General features: G+C 67.9%; 14 protein-coding genes. 13 read left to right on the forward strand and 1 reads right to left on the reverse strand.

Annotated elements, in window-relative coordinates; genetic code table 11:
• The first annotated feature begins 244 nt into the window (after positions 1-244).
• The 5 genes from P5G59_RS19665 (at position 245) to P5G59_RS19685 (ending at position 8,748) form a co-directional block, all read left to right on the forward strand.
• Positions 245-1,597, forward strand: a complete 1,353-nt coding sequence (locus tag P5G59_RS19665; protein ID WP_301220714.1) for a hypothetical protein — start codon at positions 245-247, stop codon at positions 1,595-1,597.
• On the forward strand, positions 1,598-2,407 hold the full coding sequence (locus P5G59_RS19670; protein WP_301220715.1) for a hypothetical protein: 810 nt from the start codon (positions 1,598-1,600) through the stop codon (positions 2,405-2,407).
• Complete coding sequence (locus P5G59_RS19675; protein ID WP_301220716.1) at positions 2,404-2,820, forward strand: hypothetical protein; 417 nt, start codon at positions 2,404-2,406, stop codon at positions 2,818-2,820. The genes P5G59_RS19670 and P5G59_RS19675 overlap by 4 nt, the downstream gene beginning before the upstream one ends.
• A gap of 388 nt (positions 2,821-3,208) precedes the next feature.
• A complete protein-coding gene (locus P5G59_RS19680) occupies positions 3,209-3,730 on the forward strand; it encodes a hypothetical protein (RefSeq protein WP_301220717.1) in 522 nt (173 codons plus the stop codon).
• Positions 3,731-3,798: 68 nt separating this feature from the next.
• A complete protein-coding gene (locus tag P5G59_RS19685; protein ID WP_301220718.1) occupies positions 3,799-8,748 on the forward strand; it encodes a DEAD/DEAH box helicase family protein in 4,950 nt (1,649 codons plus the stop codon).
• A gap of 285 nt (positions 8,749-9,033) precedes the next feature.
• Here the strand turns inward: P5G59_RS19685 and P5G59_RS19690 are convergent, their stop codons facing one another.
• Positions 9,034-9,285, reverse strand: a complete 252-nt coding sequence (locus tag P5G59_RS19690; protein ID WP_301220719.1) for a helix-turn-helix domain-containing protein — start codon at positions 9,283-9,285, stop codon at positions 9,034-9,036.
• Between the two features lie 138 nt (positions 9,286-9,423).
• Here P5G59_RS19690 and P5G59_RS19695 point away from each other — a divergent pair, with 138 nt between their 5' ends.
• From P5G59_RS19695 to P5G59_RS19730, 8 genes are all read left to right on the forward strand, one after another.
• Positions 9,424-9,711 (forward strand): hypothetical protein, encoded by a 288-nt coding sequence (locus P5G59_RS19695; protein WP_301220720.1) that lies wholly within the window; start codon positions 9,424-9,426, stop codon positions 9,709-9,711.
• Between the two features lie 58 nt (positions 9,712-9,769).
• A complete protein-coding gene (locus P5G59_RS19700; protein ID WP_301220721.1) occupies positions 9,770-9,982 on the forward strand; it encodes a hypothetical protein in 213 nt (70 codons plus the stop codon).
• Complete coding sequence (locus P5G59_RS19705; protein ID WP_301220722.1) at positions 9,979-10,617, forward strand: DUF6349 family protein; 639 nt, start codon at positions 9,979-9,981, stop codon at positions 10,615-10,617. Before P5G59_RS19700 ends, P5G59_RS19705 begins: the two co-directional genes overlap by 4 nt.
• Positions 10,618-10,813: 196 nt before the next feature.
• Positions 10,814-11,509 carry a hypothetical protein gene (locus tag P5G59_RS19710; protein WP_301220723.1) on the forward strand — a complete coding sequence of 232 codons (696 nt, stop codon included), beginning with the start codon at positions 10,814-10,816 and terminating at the stop codon, positions 11,507-11,509.
• 111 nt (positions 11,510-11,620) lie between these two features.
• Positions 11,621-11,917: a hypothetical protein gene (locus tag P5G59_RS19715; RefSeq protein WP_301220724.1), complete on the forward strand. Its 297-nt coding sequence runs from the start codon at positions 11,621-11,623 to the stop codon at positions 11,915-11,917.
• Positions 11,917-13,596, forward strand: coding sequence for a DNA cytosine methyltransferase (locus P5G59_RS19720; protein ID WP_301220725.1), 1,680 nt, complete (start codon positions 11,917-11,919; stop codon positions 13,594-13,596). The genes P5G59_RS19715 and P5G59_RS19720 overlap by 1 nt, the downstream gene beginning before the upstream one ends.
• Positions 13,593-14,492, forward strand: coding sequence for a Mom family adenine methylcarbamoylation protein (locus tag P5G59_RS19725; protein ID WP_301220726.1), 900 nt, complete (start codon positions 13,593-13,595; stop codon positions 14,490-14,492). The genes P5G59_RS19720 and P5G59_RS19725 overlap by 4 nt, the downstream gene beginning before the upstream one ends.
• Before the next feature lie 481 nt (positions 14,493-14,973).
• The gene (locus P5G59_RS19730; RefSeq protein ID WP_301220727.1) at positions 14,974-15,519 is read left to right on the forward strand and encodes a hypothetical protein; all 546 of its coding nucleotides are present in this window, start codon (positions 14,974-14,976) and stop codon (positions 15,517-15,519) included.
• Positions 15,520-15,521: the final 2 nt, after the last annotated feature.

The following is a 15,521-nucleotide window of genomic DNA, read 5'->3' on the forward strand; positions in this document are numbered from 1 at the left end:
GATTTCGATCAACTCTTCGCGTACGTTGTCCGGGAACTCGTCCGGCAGCCTGCGGCGGCGGGACGGCTTTCCGGCGAGCACATCGACTGCCAGGTTCCAACGGAGCGTGATCGCCGCATTCGCACTTCGGCTGATCTCGAATGTGCGTAAAAATGATCGCTGATAATAATTATTATGTCATGTTTGCATTAGTCAACTATTAAAATCATGGCGCGATGGCGTTGAAGTGCGCTACTCTCCACCCATGACAGATCGTTCGGAAGTCGACGTCGTCCGAATCAAGCTCGGTTCCGACAAGCCCGCACCCCAGCCCGACGCGTTGGGACGGGATCGCATCGGCTTTGCCCACGGCCTGCCCACGGCCGAGTTGTGGGAACGAGGCCGAGGCGTGTGGCGTGCCCGACTGGACAAGGTCTCCGACGCGCAGCTGCTGCTGATCGCCTCCGGCGGCATCGTCGTGATGGCCGGAAGCATCAGCGGGGTGACGTTCCACGACGGCCGCGTCGCGATCACCGGCCTCCCAGACCCCACCCATCCTCTGATCGGTCAGCGCGATCCGCTGGACAACAGCTCAGCCAACCCCGTCGCGTACGGCAGGCTCGAAACCGCGCCAGCGCGACACCCGTCACAGCGTGCACTCTCCGAGGTGCTCAACGACGCCATCGCGACCCTCACCGAAGCCGGCAGGCAGCGTCGACCGCGCCTGCACCAGACTCCGTCCGGACGATTGGAACCGCACCCGACGGAATCTGACCCTGTTGACTGGGCCGAGTTCGTCACACTCGCTCTAGCGGGTGCCGCGGCCAACCTCGGCGGTATCGAACGCGCACTCGCTGGACGCCCCGGATCGTGGGAAGCGGCCAAAGTAGAGGACCTGCTGTACGCGACCGTCGGGACCGAGCCATCGGACCTCTGGCGACACCGCACCGAGCCGGTGCGGGTGGTTGTCGACGTTGACGAGATCCTCGCCACCAGAACCGACGCCTTGTCACAGTATGACGACGCGGAGCAGGCGATCGACGCCCAAGTGGAACAGGCGGAGAAGGCAGACCCGGCACCCGATCCGGCATCCTACGGGTGGGTGTACGAGGTCACTGGCCCCAATGAGCTCACTTCGGCGGACCCTGCAGCCCCACCGTGGTCTTGGGAGGCATGGCGCTCATTCCAGGACACCGAATGGGGTGAGTGGACCGACCGGATCGAACGCGACATACGAGCAGGCGACACCTCGTGGCGCTCGCTCCTCATCCCCTTCTCCCCCGAGGCGGGAGCCGAATACAAGCGGCTCTCCGATGCACGTGAGTCACGACTCGACCGAATCCGACACCAATTCGAGCAGCTGGACGCGCAAAAGCGGCGCGAGTGGGATACCTACGGAGAAGCGATAGCGCGTGCCGTCGAGGCCGGTGCCCTGGCCGTCCCCGGGCTCCAAGCCCCAGTCGAGGTGACCCTGGGGTCGGACCCTGCCTTGCCCATGGTGGAGCACCTGATCGACCCACTAGCGGAGCAGCTACTCGACGCGGCCATCGCCGCAACGCTCTCGCCGGCCGACCTCCCCGGCACCCCGCTCGCGCGGCTGGCTGAGGAGGCGCGGTAGATGTCCGAGATCGGATCGACCTCTCCCCCCGTCCCCGTCCGAGACCGCGCGAGTCGCCGCCGTGTCAACCGCATCACCATCGACGCATACTTGCTGGCCGCCCAGAAGGAGTGCGAGCGCAAGGCGCGCAAGACAGGCGGCCGTCTCAGAGACGTATCCAGGCTCGATCGTGCGCTCATCACTCCGTCGACCGTCATCTCGACGTGGATCGCGAGCACTCAAGGCGTGTTGTACCTGCTCAGATCGGGCGAGGCCACGGTCCAGATCAGGCGTCGACACCAGCTCGTGGCCGTCGCGCTGCGATTTGTGCTGCCACTTCTTGTCCCCGGGCTCGTCCTGGACGCGCTGATGTTTGTCGCGCCGTCGACGTACGCGCTCTTGACGGTCCTGCTGCTGATCTACGGGCTGGCCGTTCTCCTGGCGATGGCCGCGGTGATCGCATGCACCTTGGTGCGTGTGCTCTGGATGAGGCAACTTCGCCCCAAGCGTGCCCGCGCAACGTTCCGAACCGAGCGACCGACCTGGGTCGTGACGGATCTGGCGAGCGTCCAGAAGGGTCCGGCGATTGCTCTCGCCGACGAGGTCATTGCCACCATCAATGGCGTGGTCCCCGCCGGAGCCAAGGTAGGCGTGAAGGCGCGGGATAAGGCCCTCTTCCGGATCTACGCGCGGTACCTCACTCCAGTCGACGGCAGCGCCAATCTCGCGTTGACCGGTATCGCGCCGCTCTTGCTTCCCAGCGACGAGGACCTCGTGACCTCCGATTCCCCCGTATCATCCACATCGTCAGAGTTGGAGCGCAGAAAGTGACGAACGTCATGTCGCGTGAGGATCGCGCAAACGGTCGAATCAGCCGGTCGTATCGGCACGAGCGCACACAGCTGCCGCCCGTGACGGGGTACGAGCAGGGGACGCTGTTCAGCGACGATCTAGGCCAGCTCTGGGTCGCATCGCCAGGCCCGCAGTGGATCAAGGCGAACATCGTGACTGCAGACGAATACCGACGCCTCCATCGGCGATCGCGATGGCTTCTCGCCGGGCTGGCACTGCTTCTGCCGACGCTGGTCACCGTCTTCATCGTGTCGATGATCTGGCATGTCGCAGCGTGGTCGCTGATCCTGATCGTCCCCGCCTTCGTACTGGTCCTGATTGCCGTGCCTCGGACAAACAAGCAGCTCCTCGGCTGCATCGTGCAGCCCGACTTCGACACGGAATTCCTCTGATGCGCACCGCCATCCGGCGCACAAGACGCACGTGCCAGTGCCCACCGCTCGCGCACTCACACGAGACGTCCAGACGATCGAATTACAAGAACCGTCGACGGCGCCGGAACTGGGAGCTTTTCTCCAGGCCAGGTGCTGTTAATCGAGCCTCGGTGTTGTTAATCTCGGCGATGTCCACGCATCACGAGGAGGCACCGAATGGCAGGCAGACGCCGCAAGGCTTCATCCCCCGAGACACAGCTCGAATTCGACCTGTGGGGGCTGGGAGACCAGTCGGCGGACGCCCGCATCGACGAGGCGCGAACGGCAGAGCCGTCGCCCACCGAGAACGCCCTCTCGTCAGGGCAGCTCAGCTTCGAGGACTTCTGGAACACGCAAGGAGAGACGCATGAACCTGTACGGCAGGCAGGCGATGGAGAGGTGGGCGAGACTCGCCCCGACGTCGCTGGCGACGATGGATCGACCGCAGGAGTTCTTCGAGGACCTCGGGGAGGAGATCGGGGTGCGGGTGGCACAGCTGATCCCCGACCTAGCCGGGCCGGACAGCCCGAGCGAGTCGGTGCTGGAGAAGACGGGTCGATTGAACGCGGCGAAGGCGCAGGCCGAGGAGATCGCGTTCTCGGAACTGGTGACGCCCAGCCCGGAAACGACCAGCGAGGACGCGTACCAGGAGTGGCGAGCGACCAACGGCCTGTCGCTGGACTGGCTCGCGGACTGGGCGGAGACCTCGCAGAGCCGGGACTCGGCCGCGATGCCGATCGAGGAACTGGCGAGCCAGCACGGCCTGCCGGAGGAGTTCCTGAGGGAGCTGCAGCAGCAGGAGAACCCGTACCGGTTCCTGCTGCAGAACGAGCAACTGCTGGAGGCACGCCTGCGGGCCCGGTTCGCGACGCGGCCGACGGAGGACTGAGCCGGTTCATCCCGACATCGCAGGAGGACCTCGCGCCTTCTGGGGCCAAGGCCCGCTTCGACGCGAACGTGCGCGCGATCATGCTCGCCCGCACACTGGTCGACGAGGGACGCCCTGCCACCTCCGACGAGAAGCAGACCCTGGCGCGGTTCTCGTCGTGGGGAGCCATCCCGGATGTGTTCGACGACACCAAGACCTCGTGGTCGACCGAGCGCGCCCTACTCCGTGACCTCCTGTCCCAGGAGCAGTGGGACCAGGCACGGCGCACCACGATCAACGCGCACTACACCGACCCCGCCTACGTGCGGCAGATGTGGTCGACCCTGCAGGAGCTGGGATTCGACGGCGGCACCGTTCTCGAGCCGGGCGCCGGCGCGGGAACGTTCATCGGCATGGCACCGGAGTCGGCGGCCATGGTCGGAGTCGAACTCGACGAGACCACCGCAGCAATCGCGGCCGCCGTCTACCCGCACGCGCAGATCCGCGCGGAGTCCTTCGCTGACACGAAGTACCCAGCCGGACACTTCGACGCCGCAATCGGCAACGTCCCGTTCGGCAACGTCACCCTTCACGACCCGGTGCACAACGCCGGACGGCACTCGTTGCACGACCACTTCATCATCAAGTCGCTCGCTCTGACCCGACCGGGCGGCATGGTCGCCGTGCTGACCAGCAGGTACACGCTCGACACCCAGAACCCTGCTGCCCGCCGCGAGATGAGCAAGATGGCCGACCTGGTCGGCGCAGTCCGCCTCCCCTCGGGCGCACACCGTCGCGCGGCCGGCACCGAGGTCGTCACCGACCTACTGGTCTTCCGCCGTCGGGAGCCGGGCCGCCCGGCTGCATCCGACGTCTGGGAAACCGTTCACGCGCACCAGGTCGACGGTGAAGTCGTCAAGACCAATGCGTACTTCGACACCCGCCCCGAGAACGTCCTCGGGACCTACACGATCGGGCCGAGCCAGTTCGGCCCCACCCTCTACGTGACCGGCGACCTCACCGACGTCGAGAGCAACCTGCGCACGGCGCTCGATGGGATCGTCGCGGATGCGCGCGAGCGTAGCCAGTTGTTCACCGCCCGCTCCGAAGAGTCCCAGCTGCAGCAGAAAGATCACCGACCGGAGCTTGCCGAGGTGTTCGACGGAACCCTCCTCGCAGAGGAGGACGGCAGCTTCGCGCAGGTGCAGGGTGGCCGCGCCGAACCGGTGAAGGTTCCGAAGTCGGCCGCGGTCGAGGTGCGTGCCCTGCTCAGCCTGCGCGACCAAGCCCGCATCCTCCTGGAGATGGAAGCCGCGTCCGCCGACGACACCGCCGAGCTCGAGCACGCGCGCGAGGCACTGCGCACCGACTACGAGCGCTACTCGACCAAGTACGGCCCGCTGAACCGCTACACCATGCGCGAGACCGGCCGTGTCGACGACGAGACCGGCGCCCCCCGGATGGCCCGGATCACCCCGACCGCCACACGGATCCTCCGCCAAGACCCGTTCGGGTCGCTGGTGATGGCACTCGAAGTGTTCGACGACGAGAAGCAGGACGCGGTCCCCGCCTCCCTGCTCTCGCGCCGCGTCGTGGTACCGCGGCCGGAGGTTCAGGGAGCCGAGACCCCGTCCGAGGCGATCGCGCTCTCCATGGACCGCACCGGAGGCATCGACCTCCCGCTGATCGCGCACCTGCTCGGCACCGACGAGAGCGAGGCGCGCGCCGCCCTCGGCACCCTCGTCTACGACGACCCGGCCCTCGACCGCCTGGTCCCCGCCGCCGAATATCTCTCCGGAGACATCCGCGTCAAGCTCGACGCCGCCCGTGCCGCGGCCGAGGCCGACCCGGACCGCTTTGCACCCAACGTGCCCGCCCTCGAGAGGGTGGTGCCAGAGCCTCTGACCATGGAGGAGATCGCCGTCCGGATGGGCGCGGTGTGGATCGACCCGGGCACTCACCAGCAGTTCCTACGCGAGATCCTCCGCGACCAAGGACTCACGGTCGAAAACCCGATGCCCGGCAAGTGGGTGGTCAAGTCCCAGACGCGGCGTTCGATCCTCGCCACAGACGAATGGGGCACCAGCCGCCGGCCTGCGCAAGACGTCGCCGAGGCGGTCATGGAGCAGCGGGCGCTGACCGTTTACGACGAGCTCGACGACGGCAAGCGCATCCTCAACCCGACCGAGACCCAGGCAGCGACCGAGAAGGCCGAGAAGCTGCAGGCCCGATTCGCGGAATGGGTGTGGGAAGACGCCGAACGTGCCCACCGCCTCACCGAGGAGTACAACCGCCGGTTCAACTCCATCGTGCTGCGCGACTACACCGACGCCGGCGACTACCTCACCTTCCCCGGCATGGCGGCCAACTTCACCCCGCGACCGCACCAGCGCGCCGCCGTCGCCCGCATGATCTCTGAACCCGCCGTGCTGCTCGCCCACGAAGTCGGCGCGGGAAAGACGGCGGAGATGGCCATGGGCGCCACCGAGATGCGCCGCATGGGTCTGATCAACAAGCCCATCGTCGTGGTCCCGAACCACATGCTGGAGCAGTTCGCCCGCGAGTGGCTTCAGATCTACCCGCAGGCAAAGATCCTCGCGGCATCCACCGACGACCTCGCCGGGGACAAGCGCCGCCTGTTCGTCGCCCGCGCGGCCGCCAACGACTGGGACGCCATCATCGCGACCCGGACCGCGTTCGAACGCATCCCGGTCTCCCCCGCCTTCGAGGCCGAATACATCCGCGAACGCGTGCACGAGCTGGAGGCCAACATCGCGGCCGCGCGCTCTGCCGGATCGTCGACCGTGAAGATGATCGAGAAGGCCAAGGTCCGCTTCGAGGAGAAGCTCAAGGCCAAGCTCGACAAGCCCGCCGACCCCGGCATCACGTTCGAATCCTCCGGCATCGACTACGTGATCGTCGACGAGGCCCACGACTACAAGAACCTCACCACCGAATCCAACATCGACGCCGCCGCCATCCTCCCCGGATCCGGCCGCGCAACGGACCTCCACCTCAAAATGGAGTACCTGCGCTCCCGGCACGGCCTCCGCGCCGGGACGCTGGCAACCGCGACCCCGCTGGCCAACTCCATCACCGAGGCGCACGTCATGCAGCGCTACCTGCGCCCGGACCTGCTCCAGGCTGCGGGCGTGCTCACGTTCGACACCTGGGCGGCGACGTTCGGCGAACTCGTCACCGAAATGGAGATGGGCCCGGCCGGTGGCTTCCGGCTGAAGACCCGGTTCTCCAAGTTCCAGAACGTCCCGGAGATGCTGCGGATGTGGCACGTCTTCGCCGACGTGAAGACCGCCGAGGACCTCGGGCTGCCGGTCCCCCTGCTGCGCGCACGCCCCGACGGCGAGCGTGCACAGCACGTGCACGTCATCCCGCCCACTCCCGCGCTGGAGTCCTACCTCGAGCACATCGGCCAGCGCGCCGAGATGGTCGCCGCGAAGGCGGTCCCGCCCGAGGAAGACAACATGCTCAAGATCGCCGGGGACGGCCGCAAGGCTGCGCTGGACATGCGGATGGTCGGCGCCGAGCACGCCCAGCCCGGCAGCAAACTTGAAGTCGTCGCCGCGACCATCCTCAACGAGTGGCAGGCCGGCAAGGATCTCACCTACCTCGACACGATCACCGGCGAGGTCTCCGAGAACCCGGGCGGCCTGCAAATCGTCTTCAACGACCTCGGCACCCCGGCCAAGGACCGGTGGGACGCCTACAACGAGCTCAAGCGGCTCCTGGTGGCCGGAGGGATGCACCCCGACCGGATCCGGTTCATCCACTCGGCGCGCAACGACGCCGAGAAGGGCCGACTGTTCGCCGCGGCGCGCTCCGGGCACGTCGACGTCCTTCTCGGGTCGACCGGCAAGATGGGCACCGGTGTGAACGTGCAGGCCCGCGCGATCGCCATGCACAACATCGACGTGCCGTGGCGACCGGCCGACATCCAGCAGCGCAACGGTCGCGGCATCCGACAGGGAAACCAGAACGCCGAGATCGCCGTGCACAACTACGTTGTGGAGCGCTCCTTCGACGCGTACATGTGGCAGACCGTGGAGCGGAAGGCCAAGTTCATCGCCCAGGTGATGCGCGGCAAGCTCGACGTGCGCGAGATGGAAGACATCGGCGACTTCGCCCTCTCTGCCGCCGAAGCCAAGGCCCTCTCCAGCGGCAACCCGCTGCTACTCGAGCAGGCGCAAGCAGCCGACCAGGCGGCGAAGCTGGAACGCCTCGAACGGGCGCACGCCCGCTCCCAGCGCAACCTCCACGAGATGCACGCCGTCGCCACCCAGCGCGCGCAGCTCGCCCAGGACCGCATCGAGATCCTGGAGCAGATGATCCCCGCGGCCGTCCCAACCGACGGTGACCGTTTCCGTGCAGTCATCGACGGGCGCTCGTACGACAAGCGCGCCGACGCGGCCGCGGCGATCGCCGTCTGGGCGCGAAGCAAGTACCTCGGCTCCCTCCCCGTGTACGCCGAACGCGACCTCGGCGAGCTGGGCCAGCTCGGCGGATTCACGATCGACATGCGAACCCGACCGCAGCTCGGCTCGATTCAGATCGTGGCGGAGCTTCGTGGTGTCCCGAATGCCACCGTCTCGGTGGGCCGGGAAGAGATGGCCTCGCCCGGCATCGGCTACGTCACACGCCTGGAGAATCTCACCGCCTCCCTGCCCAGGCTCCTCGCTGATCAGCGCGGCGTGCTCCGTGAGGCCGAGTCCACGCTGCAGGACGCACAGGCGCGCATCGGCCGGCCATTCCCTCGGGCTGACGAACTCGCCGAGGCCCAGCAACGCCTCACCTCGATCACGGCGGAACTCAACGCGCTGGCCGCAGAAGCGTCCAAGACCGCTCCGGCGGCCGCGCCGACAGCCGACGCGGCCACCGCGGGCGCAACCGCCGCTGGTGCCCGGGCCGCTCGGGTCGATGTGGACGGCATCGCCAACCGGATCGATGCGCTCACGGCCCCCACTGACTCGCGTCCAACCTGGCAGCCCAACACAGTACCTCCGCCCACGCAGCAGATCCGCTGACGACCGGGAAGCCGTCGGAGGGGCGTGCATCCAAGCGATGCGCGCCCCTTCTCGGTGTGCGCGGAGGGGGTGACGTTGCAGAGGTCACGCGCACGCCAGGCGCGGTGAAGGTCGCCGTCCGGGTTGCCGCTCTTTTCGTACCGCAAGCGGCACGAAAAGAGCGCCCTCAGCTGCGCTCTGCCGCCAGACGGGCGGATGGACCGGAACCGGCCCCTGTCAGTTCGTCGGCGCCGCTATCGAGCATTGCTGGGAAGCCGGCCCCGTTGCGCGAACGGTGCGGCAGGTTCAGGAGTCGCCAGCTGCAGCAGGGGTGAGATCGAGGGGAAGCTCGATGACCTCGCCGCCAACGGTCACCGAGATGGTGGCGCTTTCGGCCCCGACGGCGACCAGGTAGCTGCGCAAGCTGGTCAGCGTCATCCGGTCCGCTTCACGCTCGAACTTGCTCACCGTCTTGAACGACTTCTCCAGCCGCTCCCCTACCTGCCCTTGCGTCAGGCCCGCGGCTTTCCGCACCAGGTCTAGCTCGAATCCGGCCATCAGGTCCTCCACTCTCCGCCCCCATTCTCCCGGACTCGCTCCGAGCAAACTCACTCTACCAAAAAGGCGATTCGCCTTGAAAGTAGACTCTACTTTAAAGTAGAATAGAGGGGTAGGCAAGCGACGAGGAGGAAACCAATGAGCGACTACGCAACCACCTACCGGCTGACCCCTTACGACACCGGCGACCGTCTGGAGCCGCACGACTGGGTGAAGGGCGAGGTGGCTTCCCCGTCCGGGCTCCCGCGGCAGGCCATGCCGGACGACTTCGGCCGCGTCGACTTCGACGACGACGAGGGCGCCACCCTCCTCACCGTCTTCGCCGAACCCGACGGAAACGGCGGCGTCCGCCTCGTGGTCTACGGGAACGTGCCGGTCACCATCGAGCGCGCCGACGACTCCGAGCGCATCCAGCTCGCGGACTAACAGCTCCCGGGTGCCGCCGCCGGGCGGCACCCCTCCACCCCCACCGAAAGGACATCCCATGCGGTTCTTCCCTCACAGCAAGGCCCTCGTCCTGCTGACCGTGCTCGGCCTGGCCGCCATCTTCGCCAGCGCCCCCACCTTCATCCCCTCGTGGGTCGGCATCATCGCCGCCATCATCACCCTGACCTCCTTCGTCACGCTGATCGTCGGCATCATCGCCGGAATCTTCGCCCCCTTCCAGCCCGCCACCCACCAGGAGGTCCAGCGATGAGCCAGCTCACCTTCGACCTGGACGCCATGATCCACGAGATGGACGTCGCAGCCGCGCCCGCGTGGAGCGGAGCGCCGCTGCACTTCACCACCGCCTACTGGAACCCGGCCGACCTCGACGCAGCCTGGAGCCGCTACCTCTTCGAGAACGGCCACTTCAACTGCCTCCAGGCCAGCCACATGTGGCACCGGCCCTACATCCAGGAGAAGCCGCTCGCCGTCGGCGCACACACCATGGACCGCTTCGAGGCTGACCTCCGCCACTACCACCTCTGCCCCGGATCGCGGTACCAGAGCGAGACCCCGTGCACCTGCCTCGGGTCGACCCTCTACCAGGTCATCTGCGCCGCCTGCGGCTGGCACTACATCAGCGCATCCGAGAACGAGATGCTCGGAGCCTGGCATGACCACGCGATGCCGGGCTGGCGCACCCTGCCCGTCGCCCCCGAGGGCTGGCGCAACGACATGTCGGGCAAGCTCAGCAAGGGCGGCCGCGAGTTCCTCGACGCCTATCCCACCGAGTGGACGTTCGCAGGCGCGCCGATCCTCACGAGCCGAAGCGGCATCGGCACCCGCGCCGTCCCGGGCCGCAGCCCGTTCGGAGGGTACGACTTCGCGGCCGAGGTGATCCGATGAGTGGCCACGTCACGGGCGGGGCGATCACCCCGCCCTACCCGACCCTTCCGGTCGCGGTGGGCGAGGTCGCGCGCGTCGAACCAGGGGCACTTACGTGCAGTGCCCCTGCGGGAACTCCACCCGCTTCCACGCCGCCGACCGATCTGGACGGCTGGTCAGCGAGAGGCCGGGACCGGCACCAGAGGGACTGGGCGAGATGCCCGAGACCTGCCTCGCGATCTGCGCCGACTGCGGCCGCGTCTACGACGACGCCGTGAACGACCTCGCCTCCACCGGCACCGCCACCATCGGCTCCCCCGTCCTCGCTCGAGTCAACACGACCGGCCCCGAGTGGCGGCGGGCGCTCGTCCTCGCCACCGAGGCCGGGAGAGCCGACGCCGATGCCAGCTCTTGCCCGCGCTGCGGCAGCGCCGAGAGCTTCCCCGCCCTCGTCTCGCTCCAGGGCCAACCCACCTTCGTCACACGCTGCGCCTTCCGCGGCAGCACCCGACCCTTCGCCCCTCACCCTCAGGAGAACACGATGACCGACACCAACGAATGCTTCAACGTCCCTGTCACCTACGGCGACGGCCGCGTCTACATGGCGCACACCGTCAGCGGCATCCGTTGGAACGGATACCTCTGCCCGGCCTTCACGCGCGAAGTCGCTGACCAGATCGCCGCCGACCTCGCCCGGGATGAAGCTCAAGCACCGGACGAGTTCCGCACCCTCGTCCGCTGGAATGACGAGCTGCAGGCCTACCTCCTCCAGAGCGCCCAGTACGAATCAGCGGGAGATCCGCCGGAGATCGTCCGCGGACATGACTCCCGGGGAGTCACCGTCTACTCCATTGGCGGTGGCAGCTGGACCTGGAGTGCCGCGGAGACGTCGCCGGCCTCATCGGTCTGCTGACCATCGCACCCAGTAAAATCTACTAAAACGTAGATTCCCCTTGAAAGTAGACTCTACTTTAAAGTAGAGTAGAGAGGTAGGCGAGAGACCCCACAACGAAAGGCACCGACCGTGACCACCATCCGAATCACCACCACCGCGGGGGTGCGGGCACCGCGCCCCCGCCGCATCCCGCGGGCCAAGCAGGCGCGGATGTTCACCGCGGCGTACAGCGTCCTCCTCGGCTTCATCGCCGCCCTGGTGATCGTCGCGGCCGCGGACATCGTCCCCGCCCTCGTAGCCGGTGACACCGGGGCGCGGCCAGTCGCCAGCAGCAGCCTCGCGGCCGCGCTGGTCATCTTCGTCTTCGTCATCCCGGCCGTTGCGGCCCTGCAGCTCCACGTCGAGCGCACGGGGGGTAAGCGCTGATGCTGGCCACTCTCGAATCCGACGTGACGATGACCGACCTCTTCGCCGGGGCGGGCGGATCCTCGACCGGCGCCGGGCAGGTCCCCGGGGTCAAGGTCAAGGTCGCCGCGAACCACTGGGACGTCGCGATCGACATCCACGCGGCGAACCACCAGAGCACCGATCACGCGATCGTCGACCTGCACCAGGAACGGCCCTCGTTCTTCCCGTCGACCACGATCCTCTGGGCCTCCCCGGAGTGCACGAAGTGGTCGCAGGCCAACGGGTCGAAGCTGCCGGACATCGAGGAAGGCCTGTTCGAGGACCCGCTGTCCGACGAGGCGAAGACCCGCTCGCGCCTGCTGATGTTCGACGTGCTGCGCTTCATCGAGCACCACCGCTACCGGCTCGTCGTCGTCGAGAACGTCGTCGACATCGCGATCAACGCGAAGTACCGCACGGCCTGGACCGTGTGGCGGCAGGAGCTGCGGGCGCTCGGCTACAAGTTCCGCGTCGTCTCGCTGAACGCGATGCACGCGCAGAAGTTCGGCGCTCCCGCTCCCCAGTCCCGCGACCGCATCTACGTCGTCGCCTGGCCGGAAGCCGACAAGGCACCCGACCTCGACCGCATCCTGCGCCCGCTCGCCTACTGCTGGAAGTGCGGGGAGATGCGTGAGTCGGTCCAGTCCTTCAAGCCCGGCCGCACGGTCGGCCGCTACCGCCAGGCCTACGTCTACTGCTGCCCCGGCTGCGGCTCCATCGTCGAGCCCGGGTACCTCCCCGCGTCCGTCGCGATCGACTGGTCCATCCCCGGCCGTCCGATCGGTGACCGGCTCAAGCCGAAGACGCGCCTGCGCGTGGCCGCCGGAATCGCCCGCTACTGGGGACCGACCCACCTGGAGGCCGCAGGCAACACCTACGACGCCGCCGACCCGCGCCACCCGCACCACGGCGAAGCAGACGCCTACTACCGCAGCTGGCCGATCACCGAGCCGCTGAAGGCGCTGCACACCAGCAACTCGAAAGCACTCGCCATCCCCGTCGACGGCCGCGACGGCAAGAACGCCTACCCCGTCGACGAGGCGCTGCGCACGCAGACCACCCGACTGGAGACCGCGCTGGCCTACGCACCCGAGCGCACACCCTTCATCGCCGAGATGTACGGCACGGGCACCGCCCGCCCCGTGACCGAAGCGGCCGGCACCTTCACCGCCGGCGGGAACCACCACGCGCTGGTGACCCCCTTCGTCACCCAGTTCCGCGACCGGGTGCGCGACCTCGACCCGTACACCGAGCCGATGCGGACGGCGGTCGCCGACGGCGCGAACCACGCCCTCATCCACCGCATGAACGGAGGCGGAGCCGAGATGACTACCCCTGCCACCGAGCCGATGCGCACTCTGACCACCGCCGGGCACCAGGCGATCATGCAGCAACCCCGTGGCCAGCGCGCACCGATCAGCGCCAAGGACCTCGACGCCGCCATGGAGCTGGTCCCCGACACCCTGCTGCGGATGTTCCTCCCCACTGAGGTCGCGGCCGGGATGGCGTTCCCTCCTGACTACATGTGGCAGCCGACGAACCGCCTGAAGCCCGTCTCCCAGCGCGACATCACGAAGGCGGCTGGAAATGCGGTCTGCCCGCCGTGCGCCCGCGACATCGTCGGCATCTGCGTCGAGACGATGGGGCTGGTGGCATGAGCGCCCCCGCGCCCCTCCTCTCGCAGCGGTGGGGGTTCCGCCAGCACAGCTGGCGGCACCCCGCCGACGGCGGCTTCCACGCCCCGTCCTTCGACGTCGTGAGGCTGCCCGAGCAGCTCGCACGCGAGTTCGTCACCCGTCACCACTACGCCGCATCCTTCCCCGCGGCCCGGTTCAGTTACGGGCTCACGACCACGGACGATCGCCTCGCCGTCGACGGCACCACCATCGGCGGCCGCGCCCTGGTCGGCGTCGCGGTCCTCAGCGTCCCCATGCGCGCCGCCGTACTGAGCAACGTCTTCCCGGAGCTGCAGCCGAACACGGAGACGCTCGAACTCGGCCGGCTGGTCCTCACCGACACACCGGCGAATGCCGAGTCCTGGTTTCTTCGCCGCGTGTTCGAAAGCGCCGCCGCCGAGGGCATCCGCGGCATAGTCTCATTCTCCGACCCCATGCCCCGGACGCGAACCGTCATCGACGCGAACGGCCACGAGCGCGTCGACGAGTACAAGGCCGGTCACATCGGCGTTTGCTACCAGGCGACGAACGCGCTCGCCCTCGGACGCTCTACCCGCCGGACACTGACCTACCTGCCGCGTCACGGCCTCGTGCTCAGCGACCGCACCCTGCAGAAGATCCGCGCGCAGGAGTCCGGCGCGGAAGGTGCAGAACGCCGCCTCGTCGCTCTCGGCGCACCAGCTCGCCGCGCCAACGAAGATGCTTCATCGTGGCTCCGTCATGCACTCCAGGAGCTGCAAGTCACGCGCGTGAGACACCCGGGCAACTACCGCTACGCGTGGGCGATCGGCACCCCCAGCGAGAGGCGTCGTACGCGGATCGGACTGCCCCGCACCCCGTACGCGAAGCCCGACCAGGATCTGCTCGCGCTCCTGTAGCCGCGGGGCCGGCCCCGGCCGGCGTGAAGGCAGGCTCCGCCGCCCTCACACTCCCGTGGCCGATGCGAGCCGGGCGACGACCAGCTTGACGAGGAACGGGACGGGTAGCCGGAGCATCGAGAGGGGGAATCGTACTAGCGGCCGCTCTCCGCCTGTCAAGGGCCGCTCCCTCCCCTGCCTCTCCAAACGGTCGGGGAAGGTGCTCCGCACCTGCGGTCCAAGACTCGTGCGCGCTGGGGGTCGGTCGGAACCCTTGACAGGCTCCGGCGTCCGCCAAGTCGGTCCCCTTATTCGATGATCCGCCCACCTCTGATTCCGCGGACACCTAACGAAAGGGAAGAACCGATGAGCACGCAGAACACCACCAGCAGCTTCGACCAGATCGGCGGCTACGAGGTCCCGGTCGACCCGATGGACCTGCTCGGCTGCGACTCCTGCCAGTAACCCCGACCATCACCCGACACCGCGAGAGGAGAAGATGATGATCCGCTACACGCCGACCGAGATCCTGCAGGCAGGGATCGATCAGACGCGCGAGACGTTCGCCGACCTGTACGTCGCCGTCGACCGTGTCCGCAAGGCGATCGACTTCCACTGGCACCGCGTGAACGTCGACCCGGACGTCCAGCCAATCGACGGCGAAGAGCGTCTGCGGGAGCACGGCGCCGGCGCTGGCTTCGGCAACGAGATCGCACTCCCCACCCCCTACGTCGACCTGAGTCGTCTCACCGACGCTGGACTGGCGCTCTTCGCAATCGGCGCACACACCGCCTTCCTCGAGCGAGACGAGCTGATCGCGGAGCACGAGCGACTCGCCGAGCAGCTCGACTGGGCTCGCAACCTCCCGACCAACGAGGAATGGCGTCGCTACGTCGCCACCCTGATCCGTAACCACGACGCCTACCTCCACCGCCAGCAGCCGCTGACCGCCACCCCCGTCGCCCCGTCGGCATGGCCCGTCCGCGTTCCCGGAACCGACACCATCCTCCCCGCGGTCTCCCACCACCCGCTGACCGCGGCCGCCTAGAC

Origin of the sequence: Leifsonia virtsii (assembly GCF_030433675.1) — a bacterium.
Taxonomy (GTDB): Bacteria; Actinomycetota; Actinomycetes; order Actinomycetales; family Microbacteriaceae; genus Leifsonia; species Leifsonia virtsii.

What these genes read in the sequence shown, in the direction of transcription:
- P5G59_RS19680 (WP_301220717.1), top strand. Translation starts at nt 3,209, where the DNA reads ATGAACCTGTACGGCAGGCAGGCGATGGAGAGGTGGGCGAGACTCGCC.
- P5G59_RS19725 (WP_301220726.1), top strand. Translation starts at nt 13,593, where the DNA reads ATGAGCGCCCCCGCGCCCCTCCTCTCGCAGCGGTGGGGGTTCCGCCAG.
- P5G59_RS19665 (WP_301220714.1), top strand. Translation starts at nt 245, where the DNA reads ATGACAGATCGTTCGGAAGTCGACGTCGTCCGAATCAAGCTCGGTTCC.
- P5G59_RS19710 (WP_301220723.1), top strand. Translation starts at nt 10,814, where the DNA reads ATGCCCGAGACCTGCCTCGCGATCTGCGCCGACTGCGGCCGCGTCTAC.
- P5G59_RS19720 (WP_301220725.1), top strand. Translation starts at nt 11,917, where the DNA reads ATGCTGGCCACTCTCGAATCCGACGTGACGATGACCGACCTCTTCGCC.
- P5G59_RS19690 (WP_301220719.1), bottom strand. Translation starts at nt 9,285, where the DNA reads ATGGCCGGATTCGAGCTAGACCTGGTGCGGAAAGCCGCGGGCCTGACG.
- P5G59_RS19695 (WP_301220720.1), top strand. Translation starts at nt 9,424, where the DNA reads ATGAGCGACTACGCAACCACCTACCGGCTGACCCCTTACGACACCGGC.
- P5G59_RS19705 (WP_301220722.1), top strand. Translation starts at nt 9,979, where the DNA reads ATGAGCCAGCTCACCTTCGACCTGGACGCCATGATCCACGAGATGGAC.
- P5G59_RS19730 (WP_301220727.1), top strand. Translation starts at nt 14,974, where the DNA reads ATGATCCGCTACACGCCGACCGAGATCCTGCAGGCAGGGATCGATCAG.
- P5G59_RS19670 (WP_301220715.1), top strand. Translation starts at nt 1,598, where the DNA reads ATGTCCGAGATCGGATCGACCTCTCCCCCCGTCCCCGTCCGAGACCGC.
- P5G59_RS19700 (WP_301220721.1), top strand. Translation starts at nt 9,770, where the DNA reads ATGCGGTTCTTCCCTCACAGCAAGGCCCTCGTCCTGCTGACCGTGCTC.